The organism is Moritella marina ATCC 15381, from assembly GCF_008931805.1.
In the GTDB taxonomy this organism is placed as follows: Bacteria; Pseudomonadota; Gammaproteobacteria; order Enterobacterales; family Moritellaceae; genus Moritella; species Moritella marina.
This window is the reverse complement of record NZ_CP044399.1, coordinates 3,437,842-3,459,279: the sequence shown is the minus strand read 5'-3', so window position 1 is coordinate 3,459,279 and position 21,438 is coordinate 3,437,842. Positions and strand designations below refer to the sequence as shown.

At 41.1% G+C, this 21,438-nt stretch carries 18 protein-coding genes; 15 read left to right on the top strand and 3 right to left on the bottom strand.

What is annotated here, in order from left to right; translation table 11 throughout:
• Window positions 1-142 precede the first annotated feature (142 nt).
• From FR932_RS15515 to FR932_RS15460, 12 genes are all read left to right on the top strand, one after another.
• The gene (locus tag FR932_RS15515; RefSeq protein ID WP_019442349.1) at window positions 143-3,361 is read left to right on the top strand and encodes an HD domain-containing phosphohydrolase; all 3,219 of its coding nucleotides are present in this window, start codon (window positions 143-145) and stop codon (window positions 3,359-3,361) included.
• 219 nt (window positions 3,362-3,580) lie between these two features.
• Entirely contained in the window at window positions 3,581-4,375 is a 795-nt protein-coding gene (gene mazG, locus FR932_RS15510) for a nucleoside triphosphate pyrophosphohydrolase (RefSeq protein ID WP_019442348.1), read from the top strand.
• A 152-nt stretch (window positions 4,376-4,527) separates the two neighbouring features.
• Entirely contained in the window at window positions 4,528-6,165 is a 1,638-nt protein-coding gene (locus tag FR932_RS15505) for a CTP synthase (RefSeq protein WP_019442347.1), read from the top strand.
• 69 nt (window positions 6,166-6,234) lie between these two features.
• Window positions 6,235-7,536 (top strand): phosphopyruvate hydratase, encoded by a 1,302-nt coding sequence (eno, locus tag FR932_RS15500; protein WP_019442346.1) that lies wholly within the window; start codon window positions 6,235-6,237, stop codon window positions 7,534-7,536.
• 125 nt (window positions 7,537-7,661) lie between these two features.
• Complete coding sequence (ftsB, locus tag FR932_RS15495; RefSeq protein ID WP_019442345.1) at window positions 7,662-7,946, top strand: cell division protein FtsB; 285 nt, start codon at window positions 7,662-7,664, stop codon at window positions 7,944-7,946.
• Window positions 7,947-7,955: 9 nt separating this feature from the next.
• Window positions 7,956-8,675: a 2-C-methyl-D-erythritol 4-phosphate cytidylyltransferase gene (ispD, locus tag FR932_RS15490; protein WP_019442344.1), complete on the top strand. Its 720-nt coding sequence runs from the start codon at window positions 7,956-7,958 to the stop codon at window positions 8,673-8,675.
• Entirely contained in the window at window positions 8,675-9,154 is a 480-nt protein-coding gene (ispF, locus tag FR932_RS15485; RefSeq protein ID WP_019442343.1) for a 2-C-methyl-D-erythritol 2,4-cyclodiphosphate synthase, read from the top strand. Before ispD ends, ispF begins: the two co-directional genes overlap by 1 nt.
• A 78-nt stretch (window positions 9,155-9,232) precedes the next feature.
• Window positions 9,233-10,288, top strand: coding sequence for a tRNA pseudouridine(13) synthase TruD (gene truD / locus FR932_RS15480; protein ID WP_019442342.1), 1,056 nt, complete (start codon window positions 9,233-9,235; stop codon window positions 10,286-10,288).
• Entirely contained in the window at window positions 10,285-10,926 is a 642-nt protein-coding gene (locus FR932_RS15475) for a protein-L-isoaspartate(D-aspartate) O-methyltransferase (protein WP_019442341.1), read from the top strand. Before truD ends, FR932_RS15475 begins: the two co-directional genes overlap by 4 nt.
• Window positions 10,923-11,813, top strand: coding sequence for a peptidoglycan DD-metalloendopeptidase family protein (locus tag FR932_RS15470; RefSeq protein ID WP_019442340.1), 891 nt, complete (start codon window positions 10,923-10,925; stop codon window positions 11,811-11,813). Before FR932_RS15475 ends, FR932_RS15470 begins: the two co-directional genes overlap by 4 nt.
• A 67-nt stretch (window positions 11,814-11,880) precedes the next feature.
• Window positions 11,881-12,840: an RNA polymerase sigma factor RpoS gene (gene rpoS, locus FR932_RS15465; protein WP_019442339.1), complete on the top strand. Its 960-nt coding sequence runs from the start codon at window positions 11,881-11,883 to the stop codon at window positions 12,838-12,840.
• A gap of 185 nt (window positions 12,841-13,025) precedes the next feature.
• Entirely contained in the window at window positions 13,026-13,718 is a 693-nt protein-coding gene (locus tag FR932_RS15460) for a hypothetical protein (RefSeq protein WP_019442338.1), read from the top strand.
• A gap of 10 nt (window positions 13,719-13,728) precedes the next feature.
• On the opposite strand, the gene mutS is transcribed toward FR932_RS15460, so the two are convergent.
• Complete coding sequence (gene mutS, locus FR932_RS15455; RefSeq protein WP_019442337.1) at window positions 13,729-16,296, bottom strand: DNA mismatch repair protein MutS; 2,568 nt, start codon at window positions 16,294-16,296, stop codon at window positions 13,729-13,731.
• 196 nt (window positions 16,297-16,492) lie between these two features.
• Here mutS and recA point away from each other — a divergent pair, with 196 nt between their 5' ends.
• Window positions 16,493-17,533, top strand: a complete 1,041-nt coding sequence (recA, locus tag FR932_RS15450; RefSeq protein ID WP_019442336.1) for a recombinase RecA — start codon at window positions 16,493-16,495, stop codon at window positions 17,531-17,533.
• 104 nt (window positions 17,534-17,637) lie between these two features.
• Here recA and FR932_RS15445 read toward each other — a convergent pair whose 3' ends face one another.
• Window positions 17,638-18,243 (bottom strand): PepSY domain-containing protein, encoded by a 606-nt coding sequence (locus FR932_RS15445; RefSeq protein ID WP_019442335.1) that lies wholly within the window; start codon window positions 18,241-18,243, stop codon window positions 17,638-17,640.
• A 168-nt stretch (window positions 18,244-18,411) separates the two neighbouring features.
• Window positions 18,412-19,716: a conjugal transfer protein TraF gene (traF, locus tag FR932_RS15440; RefSeq protein ID WP_019442334.1), complete on the bottom strand. Its 1,305-nt coding sequence runs from the start codon at window positions 19,714-19,716 to the stop codon at window positions 18,412-18,414.
• 521 nt (window positions 19,717-20,237) lie between these two features.
• On the opposite strand from traF, the gene FR932_RS15435 reads away from it, so the two are divergent.
• The gene (locus tag FR932_RS15435) at window positions 20,238-20,822 is read left to right on the top strand and encodes a YjaG family protein (protein ID WP_019442333.1); all 585 of its coding nucleotides are present in this window, start codon (window positions 20,238-20,240) and stop codon (window positions 20,820-20,822) included.
• 255 nt (window positions 20,823-21,077) lie between these two features.
• On the top strand, window positions 21,078-21,362 hold the full coding sequence (locus FR932_RS15430) for an HU family DNA-binding protein (protein WP_017221893.1): 285 nt from the start codon (window positions 21,078-21,080) through the stop codon (window positions 21,360-21,362).
• Window positions 21,363-21,438: the final 76 nt, after the last annotated feature.

The following is a 21,438-nucleotide window of genomic DNA, read 5'->3' as shown; positions in this document are numbered from 1 at the left end:
TTTACTTTCAATTCAAACGATTGTATTAAAAATACCACTATTGATATATTCATCATTTCACGTATATTAATTTTAGCTAAGTAATATCAGAGCTTTAAAATAACGTTATAAAATCAGTAATTGTATTTAGGGATGAACTACAATGACAAAGACTAAGTTTTCACTGCGCTTTACCGTGGGTGGAATGTTTTTACTCGCCACCGTTTTAACCACGCTGGTGGCTATCTCACTGCAATATCACTTCAGTAAAAAAATGGCAACGGAGCAGGCATTGTCTATGTTGTCCGTGTCATCGACAGAGCTCAGTGAGCACGTTCAAGACTTAGAGTCTGACGCCAACAGTACCGCTAAGTTATTAGCCTCGATTAGCAGTACGCTGGATATAGCTGCCGATGAAATGGTTATTCGCGATATATTATCGCAAGCGATGGCAGATAATCCCCTCTTTTATAGCATCTATATAGGTGCTGAGAATAACCAATTTTATCAAGTGATCAATCTCGAATCTTCGCCGATAGTACGTCAAAAAATAGCGGCAGAGAGTAGTGACCGTTGGGTGGTAATCAAAATAGCGGGTGAGCCTAGCAAGCGTATCCGCGAGACGTATTATTATAATAACGATTTTGCATTACGGGAATCAAAAACCACGAAAAGTAATTATTTCCCCAGCGAACGGCCTTGGTTCATTTCTGCTAAAGCTGATGATGTCATCAAGACCAAACCTTACTTATTCCAGCACTTAAAGATCACAGGCCAAACTTATTCTTTGCAATTTTCATCTAAGGCTAATCAGAAAAATTATGTACTGGGTATTGATATTGTCCTGTCATCATTAGCAAGTAAATTATCGGTTAATAAGCTTAACCTTGGTGATGAAGCCGATGTTGAGTCGTTTATATACCTTAAATCAGGTGATTTAATCGCGTCGAATCGCGAAAGTAGCCAAACTATTGTTATTCCTCCGGCTAAACCGCTGGATTTGAGCCCAGCACAAACTCGCACATTAAGCCAAATCACCTCTATAAAAATGTCGAACCAAAACGATTGGTCGCCGATTGATTTCGCCGCCTCGGGAGAACCCAAAGGTTATGCGATTGATATTTTGAATCTTATTGAAGACATGACGGGGATTGATTTTGAATTTATTAATGGTTTTAGTTGGGGGCAGTTGGTTGATAAATACAATAACGGCTCATTAGATGGTTTACATTCTCTGCAGAAGGGCAATGAAAGCACTATCAGAGGAGTTTATTCAGACTCTATCTATAACTTACCTTTTGCTATCGTGACAAAAGACAATCTACCTTACATCCGTCATTATGCTGATTTAAAAGATAGAAAGGTTGCTATCTTAGCTGGCTGGTCCATTATTCCGGCATTAGAACAAGAATTTCCGAATATTGAACTGGTTAAATTCCAAACCCTAAAAGCAGCATTTGAATCTGTATCTCTTGGTGAAACCTTTGCATTACTTGATAGTGGCGCTGTGTTGGATTCTGGCTTAATGCAATATTTTTATCGCAATTTACAATTGCACCGATTATTCACTATTGCCCCAGAAGGGTATTCATCAGAATTTCATATTGTACTAAATGAGAAATATGCGGAATTGATGCCGATTATTAATTTAGCAATTCGTAATATCACCTCAGAGCAGCGCCTGGCGATGAAAAATAAATGGATGGGAAATAACCAATTGGTTAAGGGTAATATTATGATCCCTTATCCAGAGTTATTAGCATTGGCGAATCAAAAAAGTACATATGGGAAAATTGTTGAGCGCATCATTGATGGCGAAGCACGCTTTATTTATATCAGCCCGATTAAACCGGGTAATAATGAGACTGAATTCTTTTCTGTGATAATCCCGAAAGATGTTATTTATAGCGGTGTTAATCAACGTGTGGTGATGTCAGTCGGCATTACGCTGGCTATTATGGTGCTAATATTACCACTGGCATGGTTATTCAGTGGACCAATCGTACGGCCTATTTATAAGTTACGACTACAGGCTAAGCACATAAAAAACCGTAAATATGATCAAGTAGAACTTGTCGATACTCGAATTAAAGAAATATGGGATTTATCGACATCGTTAGCTGAGATGTCTGGTGCATTAAAGCAACATGAACAGGCTCAGGAGGCGTTTTTAGAGGCGGTTATTAAACTAATCGCGCAGGCGATTGATGATAAGTCAGCTTATACTGCCGGACATTGTAATCGCGTACCTGAGCTTGGCATTATGTTGGCTGAAGCGGCAGAACAGAGCAATTCTGCATTATTTAAAGATTTCAAGTTTGCTAATGCCGATGAAAAGCGTGAGTTTAGGATCGCTGCTTGGTTACATGATTGCGGTAAAATCACCACACCTGAATATATTGTCGATAAAGGCAGTAAATTAGAAACGAACTATAACCGTATTCATGAAGTAAGAATGCGCTTTGAAGTACTTTGGCGTGATGCAGAGATCGCCGCATTAACACAGCAACTCGTAACTAAAGAAGTTAAAGGTGAAGAAGATAAAGCCAAGATAGTTGCAGAACTGGCATCAAGACAGCAGCAACTTATCGCTGACTTTGAGTTTATTGCCACTGCAAACGTCGGTGGTGAGTTCATGAGTGCAGATAAAGTTGCGCGCATTAAGGCATTATCATCGCAAACCTGGCTACGTCATTTTGACGATAGCATTGGATTATCACCAGTCGAAGAATTGGCAAAAGTATCGACATCATCAGTTTTGCCTGTGGTTGAAAAATTACTTTCTGATAAGCCTGAGCATGTTATCAAGCGTGAACGTAACGTTGAGTTTGATCCGAAACTCGGCATTAAAATGGACGTACCAGAACATCAATACAATTTAGGTGAAGTGTATAACTTAACGATTAGTCGCGGTACGTTAACCGCGGAAGACAGATTTAAAATTAACGAACATATGATCAGTACGATCAAGATGCTTGAGAATTTACCATTCCCACCAGAACTGAGCCGCGTGCCTCGTTATGCTTCAACGCATCATGAAACACTGAAAGGCACAGGTTACCCACGTAAACTCACGGGTGATGATCTTTCTATTCCGGAGCGTATATTGGTTATCGCCGATATCTTTGAAGCGTTAACGGCTTCCGACCGTCCTTACAAGAAAGCTAAACCAGTGAGTGTGGCTGTGGATATCATGTACAAAATGGCCTTAGACCAGCATTTGGATATCGAGTTATTTAAGCTATTTTTACAAAGTGGTACACACATTAAGTATGCCCAAGAATACCTAAAACCTGAGCAATTAGATGAGGTAGATATAAGTAAGTATCTGCAACCCCAACAAATCGATGAAACGGGGATAAATCAAAAATTGACTGCTTAATTGCCATTCTTCCACGCGATAAGTCATCTGTAGGTGGCTTGTCGTGCATTATATACCTCGCTTTGAACATTTAATGATGCACTGCAAATATACGACATATCATTATATACTCTTTGATAAATCACTTATTTTTGGTTTAAGGCAGATTTATGGCTTAGCATCACGTCATGAATCTAAATCTTCATTCTTTAACTGAAAATTGAATTAATAGGAGTTATCTTGAAAGAAAAGTACACGATCAATGATTTACGTAAAATGGTTGAACAATTACGTAACCCAGATACAGGCTGCCCTTGGCACTTACAGCAAAACTTTGCCTCTATCACCAAGCTTACACTAGAGGAAGCCTATGAAGTTATTGATAGTATAGAAAATTATGATTTTAAAGGTCTCGAGGGAGAGTTGGGGGATCTACTCTATCATGTGCTTTATTACGCTAAGCTTGGTCAGGAACAAGCCTTATTTAGCTTTGATGATGTTATTCAACAGCTCGCTGCGAAATTAATACAACGTCACCCGCATATTTTTGGTGAAATAAAACTACAGTCTGAATCTGAAATAGTAGCTGCATGGCAAAAACAAAAATCCAAAGAGCGTTTAGTAAGCCATGATAAAACCACCAACCTCAGTGCATTAGACAATATTCCACATGCTTTACCTGCCTTAGTCAGAGCCGCGAAAATACAGCAAAGAGCTGCCGATGTTAAGTTTGATTTCGAACATTATAAGCAAGCATTATCAAAGGTTTATGAAGAGGTTGATGAGGTTGTTGAAGAAGCGGATGCTGCGATCATTGATACGGATAAACTGGAAGAGGAATTAGGCGATCTGTTGTTCTCTGTGGTGAATGTTACACGCCACTTAAAGCAAGACCCTGAGCAAGCACTCAGGAAGGCAAATGAAAAGTTTGAAAAAAGATTTAGACAGGTAGAAGTACTTGCATTACAGAATGGCAAGTCACTAAGTGATTGTTCTATAAGCGAAATGGGGTCATTATGGCAAAAGGTGAAATAAAATTACAACATATGATCTACCGCACAGTTATGGAAAAACGACAATGGTATACTTGTCAACATTGTGGGATGAGGGCGATTTGTTTATAATGTCGTCCCTTCTGGTATATATTCAATAATACTTATTTAATCCCTAACAACTTCAGGTTATGTATGACAACTAAGTACGTTTTTGTTACTGGTGGGGTAGTATCCTCATTAGGTAAAGGTATTGCGGCAGCATCATTGGCAGCTATTTTAGAAGCACGTGGCTTAAAAGTCACAATGATGAAACTAGACCCTTACATTAACATTGATCCGGGCACGATGAGCCCGATTCAACATGGTGAAGTATTCGTAACGGACGACGGCGCTGAGACAGATCTAGATTTAGGTCACTATGAGCGTTTTATTCGTACTCACATGACTAAACGTAATAACTTTACAACTGGTAGAGTATATTCATCTGTGCTTGCTAAAGAGCGCCGTGGTGATTACTTAGGTGCAACGATCCAGGTTATTCCACATATTACAAACGAGATCAAAGAACGCGTAATCGCGGGTAGTGAAGGCTTTGATGTTGCAGTAGTAGAAGTGGGTGGTACGGTAGGTGATATCGAATCACAACCTTTCCTAGAAGCATTACGCCAAATGGGCGTGCAGCTAGGTCGTGATAACACAATGTTTATGCATTTAACATTAGTACCTTTCTTAGGTGCTGCTGGTGAAGTTAAAACAAAACCAACGCAACACTCAGTAAAAGAGTTACGTTCAATTGGTATTCAGCCTGACATTCTAATTTGTCGCAGCGATCGAAATGTACCAGCGAACGAACGCGCTAAGATCTCGTTATTCTGTAACGTAGAAGAAAAAGCCGTTATTTCACTGCGTGATGTCGACAGTATTTACAAAATTCCTGCGTTATTAAAATCGCAAGGTTTAGACGAGCTGATTGTTAACCGTTTCGGTTTAACTGCACCAGAAGCCGATCTAGCTGAGTGGGAACAGGTTATTTTTGAAGAAGCTAACCCAACTGATGAACTTGTTATCGGTATGGTTGGTAAATACATCGAACTACCTGATGCTTACAAATCAGTAAATGAAGCACTTAAACACGGTGGTTTGAAAAATCGTTTCAGCGTAAAAATCAAATATATTGATTCACAAGATCTTGAAGCGAAAGGCACTGACATACTTAAAACTGTTGACGGTATCTTGGTACCAGGTGGTTTCGGTGAACGTGGCGTTGAAGGTAAGATTCTTGCAGCGAAATTTGCACGTGAAAACAACGTTCCTTACTTTGGTATCTGTTTAGGTATGCAAGTAGCGTTAATCGAATTCGCACGTAATGTTGCTGGTCTAGAAGGCGCGCATTCAACAGAATTTAACCCAGAAACAAAATTCCCTGTAGTTGGTTTAATTACAGAGTGGATTGACGAATCAGGCAACGTTGAAGAGCGTACTGGTAAATCAGATCTGGGTGGTACTATGCGTTTGGGTGCACAGCTATGTCATCTTAAAGCGGGTAGTAAAGTAAGAGAAATGTACGGTAGTGCGACGATTAAAGAACGTCATCGTCACCGTTATGAAGTTAACAACAATCTGCTTCCTCAAATCGAAAAAGCAGGCCTAAAAGTAACAGGTTTATCTGCGGATAAGAAATTGGTAGAGATTGTTGAGAATCCGAATCATCCTTGGTTTGTTGCTGCGCAATTCCACCCGGAATTCACTTCAACACCACGAGATGGTCACGCATTATTTGAAGGATTCATTAATGCTGCTGGTGAAAATAAAAAATCATCAACTAGCTAATCAGAGATTTTAATATTAGTGCCGTGGTAACGCGGTATACTTAAATTTTTAATAGTTAAGGAAATCAAAATGTCTAAGATCGTTAAAGTTCTAGGTCGTGAAATCATGGATTCACGTGGTAACCCTACTGTAGAAGCTGAAGTTCATCTTGCAGATGGCTCTATCGGTATGGCTGCTGCGCCATCTGGCGCATCAACCGGTTCACGTGAAGCACTTGAATTACGTGATGGCGATAAAGCGCGTTACTTAGGTAAAGGCGTACTTAAAGCTGTTGCAGCAATCAATGGTCCAATCGGTGACGCGCTAGCTGGTAAAGATGCACTAGCACAAGCTGAACTTGATCAAATCATGATCGACCTAGATGGCACTGAAAACAAAGCTGTATTTGGCGCAAACGCGATCTTAGCTGTTTCTTTAGCTGCAGCTAAAGCGGCTGCAATCTCTAAGAAAGTACCTCTTTATGCTCACATTGCTGATCTAAACGGTACTTCTGGTGTTTACTCTATGCCGCTTCCAATGATGAACATCATCAACGGTGGCGAACATGCGGATAACTCTGTAGATATCCAAGAATTCATGATTCAACCTGTTGGCGCTGCAAACTTCCGTGAAGGTCTACGTATGGGTGCTGAAGTATTCCATAGCCTTGCTAAAGTACTTAAAGCTGACGGTCACTCAACAGCTGTTGGTGATGAAGGTGGTTTCGCACCTAACCTAGCGTCAAACGAAGCTGCACTTGCTGCAATTAAAGTTGCTGTTGCAAACGCTGGTTATGAACTAGGTAAAGACATCACGCTAGCGATGGATTGTGCTGCATCTGAGTTCTTTGATAAAGAAGCAAACATCTACGATCTTAAAGGTGAAGGCAAGAAATTCACTTCTGAAGAATTTAACTTCTTCTTACAAGATCTTACGAATAAATATCCAATCGTTTCTATCGAAGATGGTCTTGACGAGTCTGATTGGGATGGTTTCGCACACCAAACTAAACTAATGGGTGATAAAATCCAATTAGTTGGTGACGATCTATTCGTAACAAACACGAAGATTTTGAAACGTGGTATCGACAACGGTATTGCTAACTCAATCTTAATCAAGTTCAACCAAATCGGTTCTTTAACTGAAACTTTAGCTGCAATCAAAATGGCTAAAGACGCTGGTTTCACAGTTGTTATCTCTCACCGCAGCGGTGAAACTGAAGATTCAACAATTGCTGACCTAGCGGTTGGTACTGCTGCAGGCCAAATCAAAACGGGTTCATTGAGCCGTTCTGATCGTGTAGCTAAGTACAACCAACTGCTACGTATCGAAGAAGCATTAGGTTCAAAAGCACCATACAAGGGTCTTAAAGAGGTTAAGGGTCAAGCTTAATTCGCTTAACACTTAATTCTGAATAGATTAAAAAACCCGCTTTATAGCGGGTTTTTTTTATTTATACGCTAACCAATCTTTCCATAATATGTGACAATAACTGATTCATTTACGGGATGATTGTCATGCGCCTGCTTTATTTTGTATTAATCTTAATTCTCAGTTTATTGCTCTATCATTTTGTTGCCGGAAATAATGGCTTGATGGACTACAAACGAATCGAACGTGAAGTCGATATTCAGTATAACAACAACCAAGTTTTGCTCGAACGTAATACCGCACTCAAAAATGAAATATTAGATTTACGCAATGGTAACGATGCGATTGAAGAACGCACGCGTAATGAGTTAGGTATGATCAAGAAAGGTGAAACCTTCTACCGTATTATCAATGATGATGACAAAAATTAGGCGACAGAGATGACTGAACAATTTATTGCGGTTGTCCCAGCCGCGGGTGTCGGCGCACGTATGGGGGCGAATATTCCCAAGCAATATTTACCGCTGCATAATAAAACCGTAATCGAGCACACATTAGTGGCGTTATTAAGCCACCCGCGCATTAGCAAAGTTGTGGTTGCGTTAGGGTCTGAAGATGGCTGGTTTACCGATTTAGACATCGCTAACGACCCTGCAATAATACGGGTTGATGGTGGTAAAGAACGCGCTGATTCGGTATTAGCGGGATTGCAGGCCTGTCACTCATATCAGTGGGTGCTAGTGCATGATGCCGCACGACCTTGTCTTACTCACGTTGATATCGATAATTTAATTATTGCTGCACTCGATTCTGAGCATGGTGCTATTCTTGGTAGCCAAGTGCGCGATACGATGAAGCGTACTGACGCCCAAGGTCATATCATTGCCACTGTGGAGCGAGAGCTTTTATGGCATGCGTTAACGCCGCAGATGTTTCCGGTTAAATTGTTGACCGATGCTCTTACCACTGGTCTTGCTGGCAATGCCGATATTACTGATGAAGCTTCAGCAATTGAATTATTGGGGTTAACCCCCAAAATGGTGGTTGGCCGCGCAGATAATATTAAAATAACCCGTCCTGAAGATATGCCGCTAGCGCAGCTTTTTTTACAGCAGCTAACGCAAAAGAACAATCATGAATGTAATGGGGAAGATAAATAATGTTTAGAATTGGTCATGGTTTTGACGTACATAAATTTGGTAATACAGGCCCGGTAATGATTAACGGTGTCGCTATCCCGTATGAGCAAGGATTTCTAGCGCACTCTGATGGTGACGTTGCGCTGCATGCGATCTGCGATGCCTTACTCGGTGCATTAGCGCTGGGTGATATTGGCCATCACTTCCCTGATACGTCTGCTGAATTTGAGAATATCGACAGCCGTATTTTATTACGCGATGTATTTAGTAAAGTGAAAGAACTGGGTTATCGCATTGGTAATCTAGATGTCACCATTATTGCGCAAGCACCTAAGATAGCACCCCATATTCAAGCGATGCGCGCAGTGTTAAGCACAGATCTTGAAACGGACATAGGTACGGTAAATGTAAAAGCGACCACGACAGAGAAACTGGGTTTTACAGGGCGTAAAGAAGGCGTGGCATGTGAAGCGGTCGTATTGTTAATGAAGAATACGTAAGTCATTAATAGTAAAAACTGTAAAGAATAGATAAGCGAAATTAAATTAATGCAAACTAACCCTAATGTGGAGAACAAAATGCTTCCTGAATTTGAGTATTTATACGGCAAACCTACTATCACAGGTTTTATTAAGCAGGAAGCTGCCGATTTTGTGGTTATTGAAGACCTTGGCTTTGAATTAACGGGTGAAGGTGAGCACATCTTTATCTCAATCCGTAAAGAGGGTGAGAACACCCAATATGTAGCACGTGCATTAGCGAAAGCCGCTGGTGTAGCAGATAAGCATGTTAGCTATGCAGGTCTGAAAGATCGCCATGCGATCACTGAACAATGGTTTGGTATTCATATGCCAGGTAAAGAAACACCAGATTTTTCGAGTGTTGAAACAGACCAAATTACAGTATTAAAAATCGTTCGTCATAACAAAAAACTGCGTACCGGTGCACTTAAAGGTAATCAATTTACTTTGAAAATTACCGATTTGAGCTGCACTGATGGCCTAGCGGAACGTCTAGAAAAAATCAAAACAGTCGGTGTGCCAAATTACTTTGGTGAGCAGCGTTTTGGCCGTAATGGCAGTAATATTACCGAAGCCAGAGAGATGTTTGCCGGCAAGAAAATTAGAGACCGTAACAAGCGTAGTTTTTATATTTCTGCAGCTCGTAGTTTGATATTCAATCAGGTTGTTAGCCAGCGTATTAGTCAAGAAAAATGGCAAACGCCAATGCCAGGTGATTGCTTGATTTTACAAGGATCGAACTCTTTTTTTGCTGAAGAAAGCTTAACTGACGATATTATTGAGCGTGTTGCCCAAGGTGCGCTGCAATTATCAGCGCCGTTAGTAGGTAAGGGTAATAGCAGCGCAATGACTGACGCGTTAGCATTTGAAGAGGCCGTTATCACGCAATATCCAGAATTGCTTGACGGTCTTGTTGCTGCTGGTTTGCGCCAAGAACGTAAAGCGTTAATATTACGCCCACAAAACTTTAGCTATGAACTTGCTGGGAATAGCTTAACGGTGAGCTTCTATTTGCCATCAGGTTGTTTTGCAACAAGTGTCGTGCGTGAATTGATAGAAGAGAAGTTCGTTGTTCGTCATTTTGACCAAGAAGTTAAACCAGGAGACGTATGATCCAACTGGGTAATACAGGAGTAGCAGGGCAGCGTATAAAATCGTTGCTTGAACAACAAGGAATTAGTACACCGAGTGTATTGGCTGCAATACAGGATACGCCACGAGACTATTTTGTCGAAGAGGCATTTGCATTGCAGGCATGGGGTAATCAAGCCTTACCTATTGGTGCCGGGCAGACGATCTCCCAGCCTTATATTGTCGCGAGAATGACTGAACTGTTAATGCAAAGTAAGCCACAACGGGTGCTCGAAATTGGCACGGGTTCGGGTTATCAAACGGCTATTCTCGCGCAAGTGTTTCCACGTGTTTACTCGGTAGAGCGGATCCAAGCTCTACAGTGGCAAGCAAAAAGACGCTTAAAGAATCTTGATCTGCATAATGTGATGATGAAATATGGCGATGGTTGGCAAGGTTGGCAAAGTAAATCTCCCTTTGATGCGATTATCGTGACGGCTGCACCTGCGGAAGTACCGCAAGCATTATTGACGCAATTAGCCGATGGTGGTCAGCTTATTCTACCTTTAGGTGTCGAATCTCAAGTACTACAAGTTATCACCCGTAATGGGGACAGCTACAGTAGTCAAAATGTTGAAAATGTACGCTTTGTGCCTTTAGTGCAAGGTGATTTAGCGTGAGTATTAAATGGCATCATATCGCGCTGTATTTTCTGCTTGCGCAGTTAGTTGGTTGCGCTACTGCCAATCATAGCCCTGCACCCGTAACGAGTGTTCAGGGTTATAAAGCCGAGCTTAAATCGCGTATTTATGGATCTAGTTATCGTGTTAAGAAAGGCGATACCCTGTATGCGATCGCATGGCGAAGTAATCAAGATTTTAAATTTTTAGCAGCGTTAAACCAGATCCCTAACTCTTATGAAATTTACCCAGGCCAAGTATTAAAACTACAGGGTAAAATCCCCGCACCAGTGTATAAAAAACCGGTCTCGGTGAAAGTTGTTAAAGCGCCGAGTAATCATAAAAATAGCGCCAAAACCAGTGTTAAAACGCCATCAACACCATTGGCGAAACCGGCAACGACCAAAACGATTGTCGCGAAAGCACCAGTAAAATCCAAGCCTGTCGTGAAGCCTAAACCACCAGTGAAAGTGACTCCTGTCACGAAGCCAAAAGCCGTGGTAAGTAATAATCAATTGAAATGGGGATGGCCGACGTCAGGTAAGTTAATTAGTACTTATTCAACGAGTAAATCAGGGCAGCAAGGCGTTAATATTGGTGGTACCTTAGGGCGTAATGTAATCGCTTCTGAAAATGGCCGAGTAGTTTATTCTGGTAATGGTTTACGTGGTTACGGAAACTTAATTATCATTAAACATAACGATGATTACCTTAGCGCATATGCCTACAATCAAAAGCTATTAGTGAAAGAGCAACAATGGGTTAAAGCGGGTCAGAAGATCGCAACCATGGGTAATACAGGCCCCAACTCAGGTGCGGAATTGTATTTTGAGATCCGTTTTCGTGGTAAACCGGTAAACCCAATGCGTTACTTGCCTAAGCGTTAGCTCGACTGAAACAGGTTTATTAGACTAGTCTTAATAAGCTATTTACTCAGTCAGGAGGCAATTCGTAATGGGCAAGATAACTGACGCAAATAAGTTAAACGTTGCAGATAATGAAGTATCTGATAACGCTAAAAAAGCACAGCCAGGGATGGATATATTTGAAGACGAACACCTCGTTCCTAATGATGCCAAAAGCTTAGATGCTACGCAGCTCTATCTTGGGGAAATTGGTTTTTCGCCATTGTTAACCGCAGAAGAAGAAGTTTTTTATGCGCGGCGTGCATTACGTGGTGATGCGAGTTCACGCAAGCGTATGATCGAGAGTAATTTACGCTTAGTGGTTAAAATTGCCCGACGTTATAATAACCGTGGCCTGGCTCTGCTCGATTTGATCGAAGAAGGTAATCTCGGGCTTATTCGAGCTGTCGAAAAATTTGATCCAGAGCGTGGTTTTCGTTTCTCGACTTATGCCACATGGTGGATCAGGCAGACGATTGAACGCGCCATTATGAACCAAACCCGCACTATTCGCTTACCTATTCATGTCGTCAAAGAACTTAACGTTTACCTGCGCGCCGCACGTGAATTAGCGCATGAGTTAGATCATGAACCTACCGCCGAAGACATCGCTGATAAATTAGATAAACCAGTTGCTGATGTCAGTAAAATGCTGCGTTTGAATGAACGAATAAGTTCGGTGGATACCCCCATTGGCGGTGATTCTGAAAAAGCATTATTAGATATAATATCTGACGAAAAAGGCGATGGCCCCGAAAGTTGCACCCAAAATGATGATATTAAATTTAGTATTGTGCGCTGGCTTGAAGAGTTGAATCCGAAACAACGAGAGGTGCTGGCGAGGCGTTTTGGCTTGCTCGGTTATGATGCATCAACACTTGAAGATGTCGGTCGCGAAATAGGTTTAACGCGTGAACGTGTACGGCAGATCCAGGTAGAGGCACTGCGCCGATTACGTGAAGTACTAGCCTTGCAAGGTTTGTCGGTTGAAGCCTTGTTCACTATTTAAGCGAACGTGGCTTGAGATTAAATGATTGCTCATTATTGATTAGTCACTCATTAAGAGACTGACTAGTCTTAATGATTAGCACTTAAATCAGTCTTTATTCTTATTTTATTAAAATCAGTCATACTATTCATACATCTCTAGTATCTTAGTAACCCTCTGCAAACATGGATTGTTTAAGGAAGGTTATGTTATTGACTCGTTTTTTATGGCGATTATTATTTATTTGTTCTTGTGTGTTATTCGTCTCGTCTTGTTCGACCCCGCGGTTATTTATTAACAATGACATTCCTGTGATTGCAGATGATGCTAAGTTCATTTTACTGCCTACTGTAATACATGGTTTATCTGGATCTAAGGTGGAAAAAGAGGCGGTTTTTTATGGGGCTTTTAAAATGGCTTTTGGCGAGCGGAAAATTGATACACCTGAGTTGTCAACGCGACTAAAGAAAAATGGTTTTGCCGAGGTATCTTGGCAGATGAGCCATGCCATGCACCATATCGTTACCGACCAAGATTGTTTTAGTTATACGCAAGCATATCAACTCGGATTGGAAAATGGTCAGGTGAACAGTAAATTTAGAGTGTTGGGTCGAGATCTTGAGCAATTAAGTCTGTGGTTAAAACAAGCTTATCAATTAGCATCTGTGCCCGAGTATATTGCCGTGGCACACATTGACAGCATGGGCGTATCGAAAGCAGGTAAACTGATTAAATATAGGGTGATAGCAGGCGTTTATTCGACTCAGCGTCAGGCGTTAGAAAGGGTGGTTAGCTATGTAACAGAAAGCCCAAATCACCAAGACACCATTTTGTATGATCTCGATAATCTGGGTTTCTTAATTTACCGTGAGCTTTTTACATCAAGTACAAGTCGTTAAATGTATTTAATTAAAGTTGCTCTTTTAAACGATATAACATTTCTAATGCTTCACGCGGCGTTAAGTTATCAACGTTTAATGCACTCAAGTCATCAATAACCGGGTGCGCTGCTGGTTGCACTTCAATCTGTGGGCGTTCACCAGCTGCGACGGGATGCTGTGCATTGAGCTCTAACTCATGTAATTTCACTTTAGCGGCATGGATAACGGTTTTTGGCACGCCTGCGAGTGCTGCGACTTGTAAGCCATAACTGCGATCTGCGGCACCATCTTGTACGGCATGCATAAACACAATCGAGTCACCGTGTTCAACCGCATCTAAATGCACATTGACGAGGCTCGGGTGTTGTTCTGTTAACGTCGTTAATTCAAAATAATGAGTAGCAAATAACGTGTAGGCTTGGATCTTATTTGTGAGGTATTCAGCACAAGCCCAAGCAAGTGATAAGCCATCATAAGTACTGGTACCACGGCCTATTTCATCCATCAATACTAAGCTGTTCGCCGTCGCATTGTGTAAGATGTTCGCGGTTTCCGTCATTTCTACCATGAAGGTTGAACGGCCGGATGCTAAATCATCGGATGCACCAATACGGGTAAAAATACGATCGATTAATGACGTTGTCACTTGCTCTGCAGGTACAAAGCTACCGATGTGCGCCATTAATGTAATAAGCGCTGTTTGACGCATGTATGTCGATTTACCACCCATGTTTGGACCGGTAATGATTAACATGCGACGTTCTGGATTGAGCTTTACTGGATTGGCAATAAACGGTTCTGTCATCACTTGTTCAACCACAGGATGGCGACCATTGGTAATATCGATACCGGGTTTCACACTAATCGTTGGACGACAGTAGTTTAAGGTTTCTGCACGTTCGGCGAAATTACACAGTACATCGAGTTCAGACAATGCCGCGGCACTGTCTTGTAATGCTGGAATGTACGGTAATAACTTATCTAATAATTGTTCGTATAGCTGTTTTTCTAGCGCCAGTGATTTGCCTTGGCTGCTCAGCACTTTGTCTTCGTGCTCTTTCAGTTCAGGAATAATATAGCGTTCAGTATTTTTCAGCGTTTGACGGCGGATATAATGTACTGGTACTTGATCTGATTGCAGACGACTGACTTCGATAAAGTAGCCGTGCACGCGGTTATAACCCACTTTTAAGGTTGGAATTCCAGTTTGCTGTTTTTCTCGCTCTTCTAACGCGTGCAAGTAATCCGTCGCGCCTTGGCTTAGTTCACGCCATTCATCGAGTTCTTTATTGTAACCCGGGGCAATCACGCCACCATCTCGAATTAATACCGGAGGGTTGTCGATAACCGCAAAGCTTAATAACGTTTCCAGTTCACTGAATTCGCCCGCCAGTTGCTGCAGTGAACTTAAGTGATCGGCACTGTGCTCCGCAAGCAGAGTTTGCAGTTCAGGCAATTGCTGGAATGCATTACGTAAGCGCACCAAATCGCGTGGGCGCGCAGAGCGTAGTGATAAACGCGCAATGATACGCTCGATATCACCAATAGTACGTAACACGGGTTGGATGCTGTTTAATGCTCCAACATCCAATAACGATTGAATGCTCGATTGACGCTGCTCTAATACCAAACTATCGCGGACGGGCTGATGTAACCAGCGTTTTAATAGGCGGCTACCCATCGGGGTTGAGGTATGATCAAGTATTTCTGCTAAGGTATTATCAGCGCCACCAGATAAGTTTTGAGTCAGTTCTAAATTACGGCGTGTCGCTGCATCCATGATGACCATCTGCTCGGTTTGTTCAAGCTTAATAGCGCGGATATGGGGTAATGCGGTGCGCTGGGTTTCTTTGACATACTGCATTAAGCAGCCAGCAGCACATAATGCGACAGATGAACTTTCAACACCAAAGCCGACCAGATCTTTGGTGCCAAACTGTTGGCATAAAACGTTGCGGCTTGTTTGTAAATCAAACTCCCATTCAGGGCGACGACGCAGACCCTTCAGGTGTTTAATATGTTGAACTGATTCAAACGATTCACAATACAATAACTCAGCAGGTTCTGTACGCTGTAGTTCTGCAAGTAGGGTTTCTTCAGAGTTGAATTGGTTAATCAGGAAGCGACCACTGCCCATATCTAGGGTGGCATAACCAAACGTACTGCCGTCATGAAATAATGCGGCGAGTAGATTGTCATTTCGCTCGGTTAACAAGGCTTCATCACTGACGGTTCCCGGAGTCACAATACGGACGACTTTACGTTCAACTGGCCCTTTGGAGGTGGCTGGATCACCAATTTGCTCACAGATAGCAACCGATTCGCCACTACGTACTAGCTTTGCTAGGTAGCCTTCCAATGAATGATAAGGAATACCCGCCATTGGAATAGGGTTACCATTTGACTTGCCACGCTTGGTTAAAGAGATCCCTAAAAGCTGCGAGGCCTTTTTAGCATCATCATAAAATAACTCGTAAAAGTCACCCATACGATAAAATAATAAGATATCGGGTTGCTCAGCTTTTAACTTAAAAAATTGCTGCATCATAGGCGTGTGATTAGGTAAGTCTTTAGGTGCAAGAAAGTCAGGTTGCATAGCGGCTCGGTTCTGAAAAAATAATTGCAGCTATAATAACAATGCTAAAGCATGGTGGCGACTGTATTTTCTTATAGATAAATATGCGCTAGGAATTATTTTTACAAAAATATTATTTTATTGCTTGATACTGTATGAACGAACAGTATACTTAGGCTATAAAATTAAATACTCGATTAAGCCTCAGGGGAATAAAATGGACGCGAATAAAGAAAAAGCCTTAGCTGCTGCACTTGGACAAATTGAAAAACAATTTGGTAAAGGTTCAATCATGAAGCTAGGTGATAACCGTACCATGGACGTAGAAACTGTTTCTACTGGTTCACTTTCTCTTGATATCGCATTGGGTGCTGGTGGTTTACCGATGGGACGTATCGTTGAGATCTACGGTCCTGAATCAAGCGGTAAAACGACATTAACATTAGAAGTTATTGCATCAGCGCAACGCGAAGGTAAAATCTGTGCGTTCATTGATGCTGAGCATGCACTAGATCCAATCTATGCAGGTAAGCTAGGTGTTAACATTAATGAATTGCTAGTATCTCAGCCTGATACGGGTGAGCAAGCATTAGAGATTTGCGACATGTTAGCACGCTCTGGCGCTGTTGATATTATCGTAGTCGATTCGGTTGCAGCACTAACACCAAAAGCAGAAATTGAAGGCGACATGGGCGATAGCCACATGGGTCTGCAAGCACGTATGTTATCGCAAGCAATGCGTAAACTAACGGGTAACCTAAAACAAACCAACACTATGTGTATCTTCATTAACCAAATCCGTATGAAGATTGGTGTAATGTTTGGTTCACCTGAAACAACGACTGGTGGTAACGCGCTTAAATTCTACGCGTCAGTACGTTTAGATATCCGTCGTATTGGTTCAGTGAAAGATGGCGACGAGATCACGGGTAATGAAACACGTGTTAAAGTGGTTAAAAACAAAATTGCCGCACCATTTAGACAAGCTGAATTCCAGATCCTATACGGTAAAGGTTTTAACCGTAACGGTGAATTAATTGACCTAGGTGTTAAAGAAAAGCTAATTGAAAAAGCCGGCGCTTGGTATTCATACAAAGGCGAAAAAATTGGTCAAGGTAAAGCTAAATCGACACAATTTCTAATTGACAACCCTGCTATAGCGGCCGAGATTGATGGCTTGATCCGTGCTAACTTACTGGGTAATAAAGATGAAGAAGTTGCCGTAGTAGCGACGACTGAAGCTGAAAACGAATTTTAATTTTGATGTCAATGACACTGCACTATAACGGTAATAGTTAGCTTTTACTTTTACCGTTAATAGCGAGTGTGAATGATTGATGAAAAAGGCTAGTATGCGATATGCTAGCCTTTCTGTATCGATTTTCTAACCATAACTACGCCTGTTAATGCCATTAACACTAATAACCCCAAGCCAATATAGCCAAACCACTGATCAAATACCTTATTACCTGTCCAACGTAGGTAATGAATATCATACATAGTGTTGAAGAATCGGCTATCCGCGCCTTGTTGGCGTAGAGTGAGTTGCGACCAATCAAACATCAACTTTACCTTCGTATCCGTCCATGCTACTCCAGCTTGATAGTTTAATACTGAGCCATAGCGTTCTGGGTTATGTTTTATCGCATCTTGTAATAAATTGATGATGTTTTGTGAGCTAGGCTCTGGCTGAATATTGTTATCTAAAGGATTAATGTGCTGCCATTTATTGGCTATTTTAATCCGATAGTGAGAGCCTAAAATACTGCGGGTAATTGCAATTGTCTGCCATTCCACTTGTGGTGACAGCGGTAATGTTGAATCAAGTGGGTAACTGATTATTTGCAATTGTTCATAGGCATTTTTATAGCCAGGTTTAACTAAAAAAAAAGCGCCAGTAAGGGCCCATAAAACGACGGGTAATATTAAGGCATAACCAAGGTATCGGTGCAGTATGTAAATATTCATTCGATCTATTAAAGAAAAAGGAGTTGCCACTATTTTACGGTTTAATCATAAAAAAACCAGTTGTGATGGCTATGACTTGAAAGCTAAGATTTGATAACTAGGGTTCTAAATCTAAAAAACACCTTAACAAGGTGCCTTCTAGATATGTAAATAACTAGCAGTTAGCAATTAAAATTTAGCTGAAATTTGTAACACAAAACCGTCGATACCATAGGTAGCATCGTCTCCAGTATTATTTGTTGTATTCAGACCGCCATCGTTAAATTCACCGTCTTGGTAGACACTGTAAGCACCGTTTTTACTGATTGTTGCAGCAAGATCGATATGGATTAAATCCATTGGTGAAATCCCAAAGCCTAAAGTATATAAATCGTCGCGGAAATCATTTAAGTCATGACGCACGCCGGCACGTAATTGTAAGAAATCAAATAAGTTTGCTTCAATACCAGCGCGTGCATAACGAGACTCACTGTTACTCTCAAAACCAATGGCATCGTTTAAGTCCATTTCAGCCGTTAGTGTTGTGTAGTTATGATGCAGTGCAAAACCTGCAGTCACTAATGGCGCGAGTGTGAACAGCATTTTCTCATCGGCTTGGTTGATCCCTTTGTATGCCGTTGTTTCGATTTCGAGGTTTTTATTTAGCATATTACGACCACTGACCGCGACTCGGAAAGTATCATAAAAATCAATCGCCACACCGGCATCAAGGTTAAAGTGACTTTGCTTGTCTAAACCATCAAGGAAGCCATCTTCAAACTCACGTAAGCCGTCATCATTGAGCGAAATATCGTAGCTGTAGGTATCGATACGTTGGTATTTTGGTGACACGCCAATAGAGACTGTCGCGATATCTGCTTCCCAATTCATAGAGAGTGCCAAGCCAAGGTCGGAGACGGACACTCCGGCGAGGTTTACTTTACTATCAAGATCATCGAGATTTTGATTATTGGCCAAATCAATATCACTTTGACTTACTTTTGCCGTCGCGATGCTGGTCATATAAGAGTTACCGAAAAAAGCCACCGATAACGCTTTGCTTGGTAATGCGATCGCAAAACTCGTGCCTGCATCAACCCCCATACGTTGACCATCAAATTCACCTAGGGCATTCGCATAAGCGGCAGCAGTCAAGGGGGTGGTATTATTGTCATAATCATCTTGGGCTGTTTTGACATTGTCTAGCGCACCTAGAAATGCATCTGAAGTTTCTGTTTGCACACCAAAAGAGGTGGGGGCATAACGTGCATTGCCATCCGCGCTATAAGGAATAGCGGGCAAGATAACACCAATGTAATCTGTTTTACCTTGGCCTAACAGTGCAGGGTTAACGAACGCTGCCGTGACGAAATCGGAAGATGCAACACCAGCACCGCCCATAGCATCGTTACGAGCATCAAAATACAACTGAGCAGCAAAAGTGGTTGGTGCAATCGCGCACGTAAGTGCTGAAATAATAACTATACGTTTCATATCAATCCCTGATTTTATCATGTGTCGATTAATCCGTTAATCAACAGCGTTTTTCGAGAATAAACCTTAAGTAATATTTATTACTTGATGAATAAATATTAGCATTTGATGAGCTGAACTTAAGTTTGATGTTAAGTACCAGTTTATGGGATGGAATTTGTGATCTTGATCTTTTCGTTTGAATTAACGTCGATTTCGTTGTATTGGTTTGGTCAGTCTTGTATCTCTTTAATATAGCGAGTATAAATAGCTGAACTCATCGCGAGATACTAAATTTTTTAATCCGAACATTGTATCCTGGCATGTATTGGACCGAGTTGAAGTAGCAAAGTATGAGGTGATGATTTCATACTTTATTGTCCTTTTGTCGATATAGATGATAATCGAACTCGAGTGGGCATTCTCACTGCGACCTTTAAATAAATAGCTTAAGTTAATGGCTTTAGGTAAATGGCGTATTAAATTGAGAATGTTTAACTATTATTGAAAGAATGAAAACAATAAATTAAGAGGTTATTTCTGTGCTAGAAACAAACTATGAACAGCAATTATTGAAATTATTACCTTGGCAGAAAGTGAGCTTTATTACGGCACTTGCTGAACGTAGCTATCCTAACTATAAATTATTTTCTGAAGCCTGTGAAACAGGAGATGCGCCCCAGTTTCGTTCATCACTGGATTTGTTTTGGGAGTCGCTAACAGTTAAGAACAGTAAGATTAACTTCGCTATTCAATTAGACAGATTTGAACCAATCATTCCAAATGTCGATAAATTTGATGTTTATGGTGTTTATCCGGCGCTTGATGCTTGCGTGATATTGAACAGTGCATTTAATAGCTTAGTTGGGCCAGATCCAGATGTGAATGAAGCGGTTAATGCTTCACGTGTCTCTATCGGTACAGTTGCAAGTTATTTGGAAGCATTAGCAGGCGAAGAACTTGATGAAGACGAAATGTTTGCGGATGAACTCATGAAGGAAGAGTTTGAATTTCAACAAGCAATTTTAGACCTATTAACCGTACAGAAATCACCTGACAGTATAAAAGCAATACGTCAACGTGCCAAAAATGATGGCATTTCTAACATTGGTATTACCTTAGATTAATTACTTGAAATAGTATTAAACAGCCGTCAGCACTGGTATTCAGGGCTGTCCTGGCATGCTGTGACAATAATTATAATGGCTTTTTTATGATGTTTTTTTGTACATAGAGCGGGATTAGTGTGAGCGCGACCTCATTTGTTGACTATTCTCTCAGCAATTGACTGAAATAAGGCGATAAATCCTTTGCGGTCAACGCTATTTTTGAATAGAGTGTTTAACAGTTTAACGTTATTGAATAGTGGAAAGGACATTCTTATGAACAAAACTCAATTAATCGATGCAGTTGCAGCGAAAGCAGATCTAACTAAAGTACAAGCTAAAGCAGCACTAGAAGAGATCCTAAGTGCGATCACTGATAGCCTTAAAGAAAAAGAAGCTGTACAGCTAATTGGTTTCGGTACTTTTAAAGTAAGCGAACGTTCTGCACGTACTGGCCGTAACCCACAAACGGGTGAAGAAATTCAAATTTCTGCTGCTACAATTCCTGCATTCGTTGCTGGTAAAGCACTGAAAGACGCAGTTAAAAACGCAAACAAATAAACATTAACTTTTATTAATTTAAAACTTAATGAAAAAAGCACCTAATTTAGGTGCTTTTTTATTATCTACGATTTAG

Excerpts from the sequence above, each read along its gene's own strand:
- ispD (WP_019442344.1), top strand. The coding sequence starts at position 7,956 with ATGACTGAACAATTTATTGCGGTTGTCCCAGCCGCGGGTGTCGGCGCA.
- mutS (WP_019442337.1), bottom strand. The coding sequence starts at position 16,296 with ATGCAACCTGACTTTCTTGCACCTAAAGACTTACCTAATCACACGCCT.
- eno (WP_019442346.1), top strand. The coding sequence starts at position 6,235 with ATGTCTAAGATCGTTAAAGTTCTAGGTCGTGAAATCATGGATTCACGT.
- FR932_RS15460 (WP_019442338.1), top strand. The coding sequence starts at position 13,026 with ATGTTATTGACTCGTTTTTTATGGCGATTATTATTTATTTGTTCTTGT.
- FR932_RS15475 (WP_019442341.1), top strand. The coding sequence starts at position 10,285 with ATGATCCAACTGGGTAATACAGGAGTAGCAGGGCAGCGTATAAAATCG.
- rpoS (WP_019442339.1), top strand. The coding sequence starts at position 11,881 with ATGGGCAAGATAACTGACGCAAATAAGTTAAACGTTGCAGATAATGAA.
- traF (WP_019442334.1), bottom strand. The coding sequence starts at position 19,716 with ATGAAACGTATAGTTATTATTTCAGCACTTACGTGCGCGATTGCACCA.
- FR932_RS15445 (WP_019442335.1), bottom strand. The coding sequence starts at position 18,243 with ATGAATATTTACATACTGCACCGATACCTTGGTTATGCCTTAATATTA.
- recA (WP_019442336.1), top strand. The coding sequence starts at position 16,493 with ATGGACGCGAATAAAGAAAAAGCCTTAGCTGCTGCACTTGGACAAATT.
- truD (WP_019442342.1), top strand. The coding sequence starts at position 9,233 with ATGCTTCCTGAATTTGAGTATTTATACGGCAAACCTACTATCACAGGT.
- FR932_RS15505 (WP_019442347.1), top strand. The coding sequence starts at position 4,528 with ATGACAACTAAGTACGTTTTTGTTACTGGTGGGGTAGTATCCTCATTA.
- FR932_RS15430 (WP_017221893.1), top strand. The coding sequence starts at position 21,078 with ATGAACAAAACTCAATTAATCGATGCAGTTGCAGCGAAAGCAGATCTA.
- ftsB (WP_019442345.1), top strand. The coding sequence starts at position 7,662 with ATGCGCCTGCTTTATTTTGTATTAATCTTAATTCTCAGTTTATTGCTC.
- ispF (WP_019442343.1), top strand. The coding sequence starts at position 8,675 with ATGTTTAGAATTGGTCATGGTTTTGACGTACATAAATTTGGTAATACA.
- FR932_RS15515 (WP_019442349.1), top strand. The coding sequence starts at position 143 with ATGACAAAGACTAAGTTTTCACTGCGCTTTACCGTGGGTGGAATGTTT.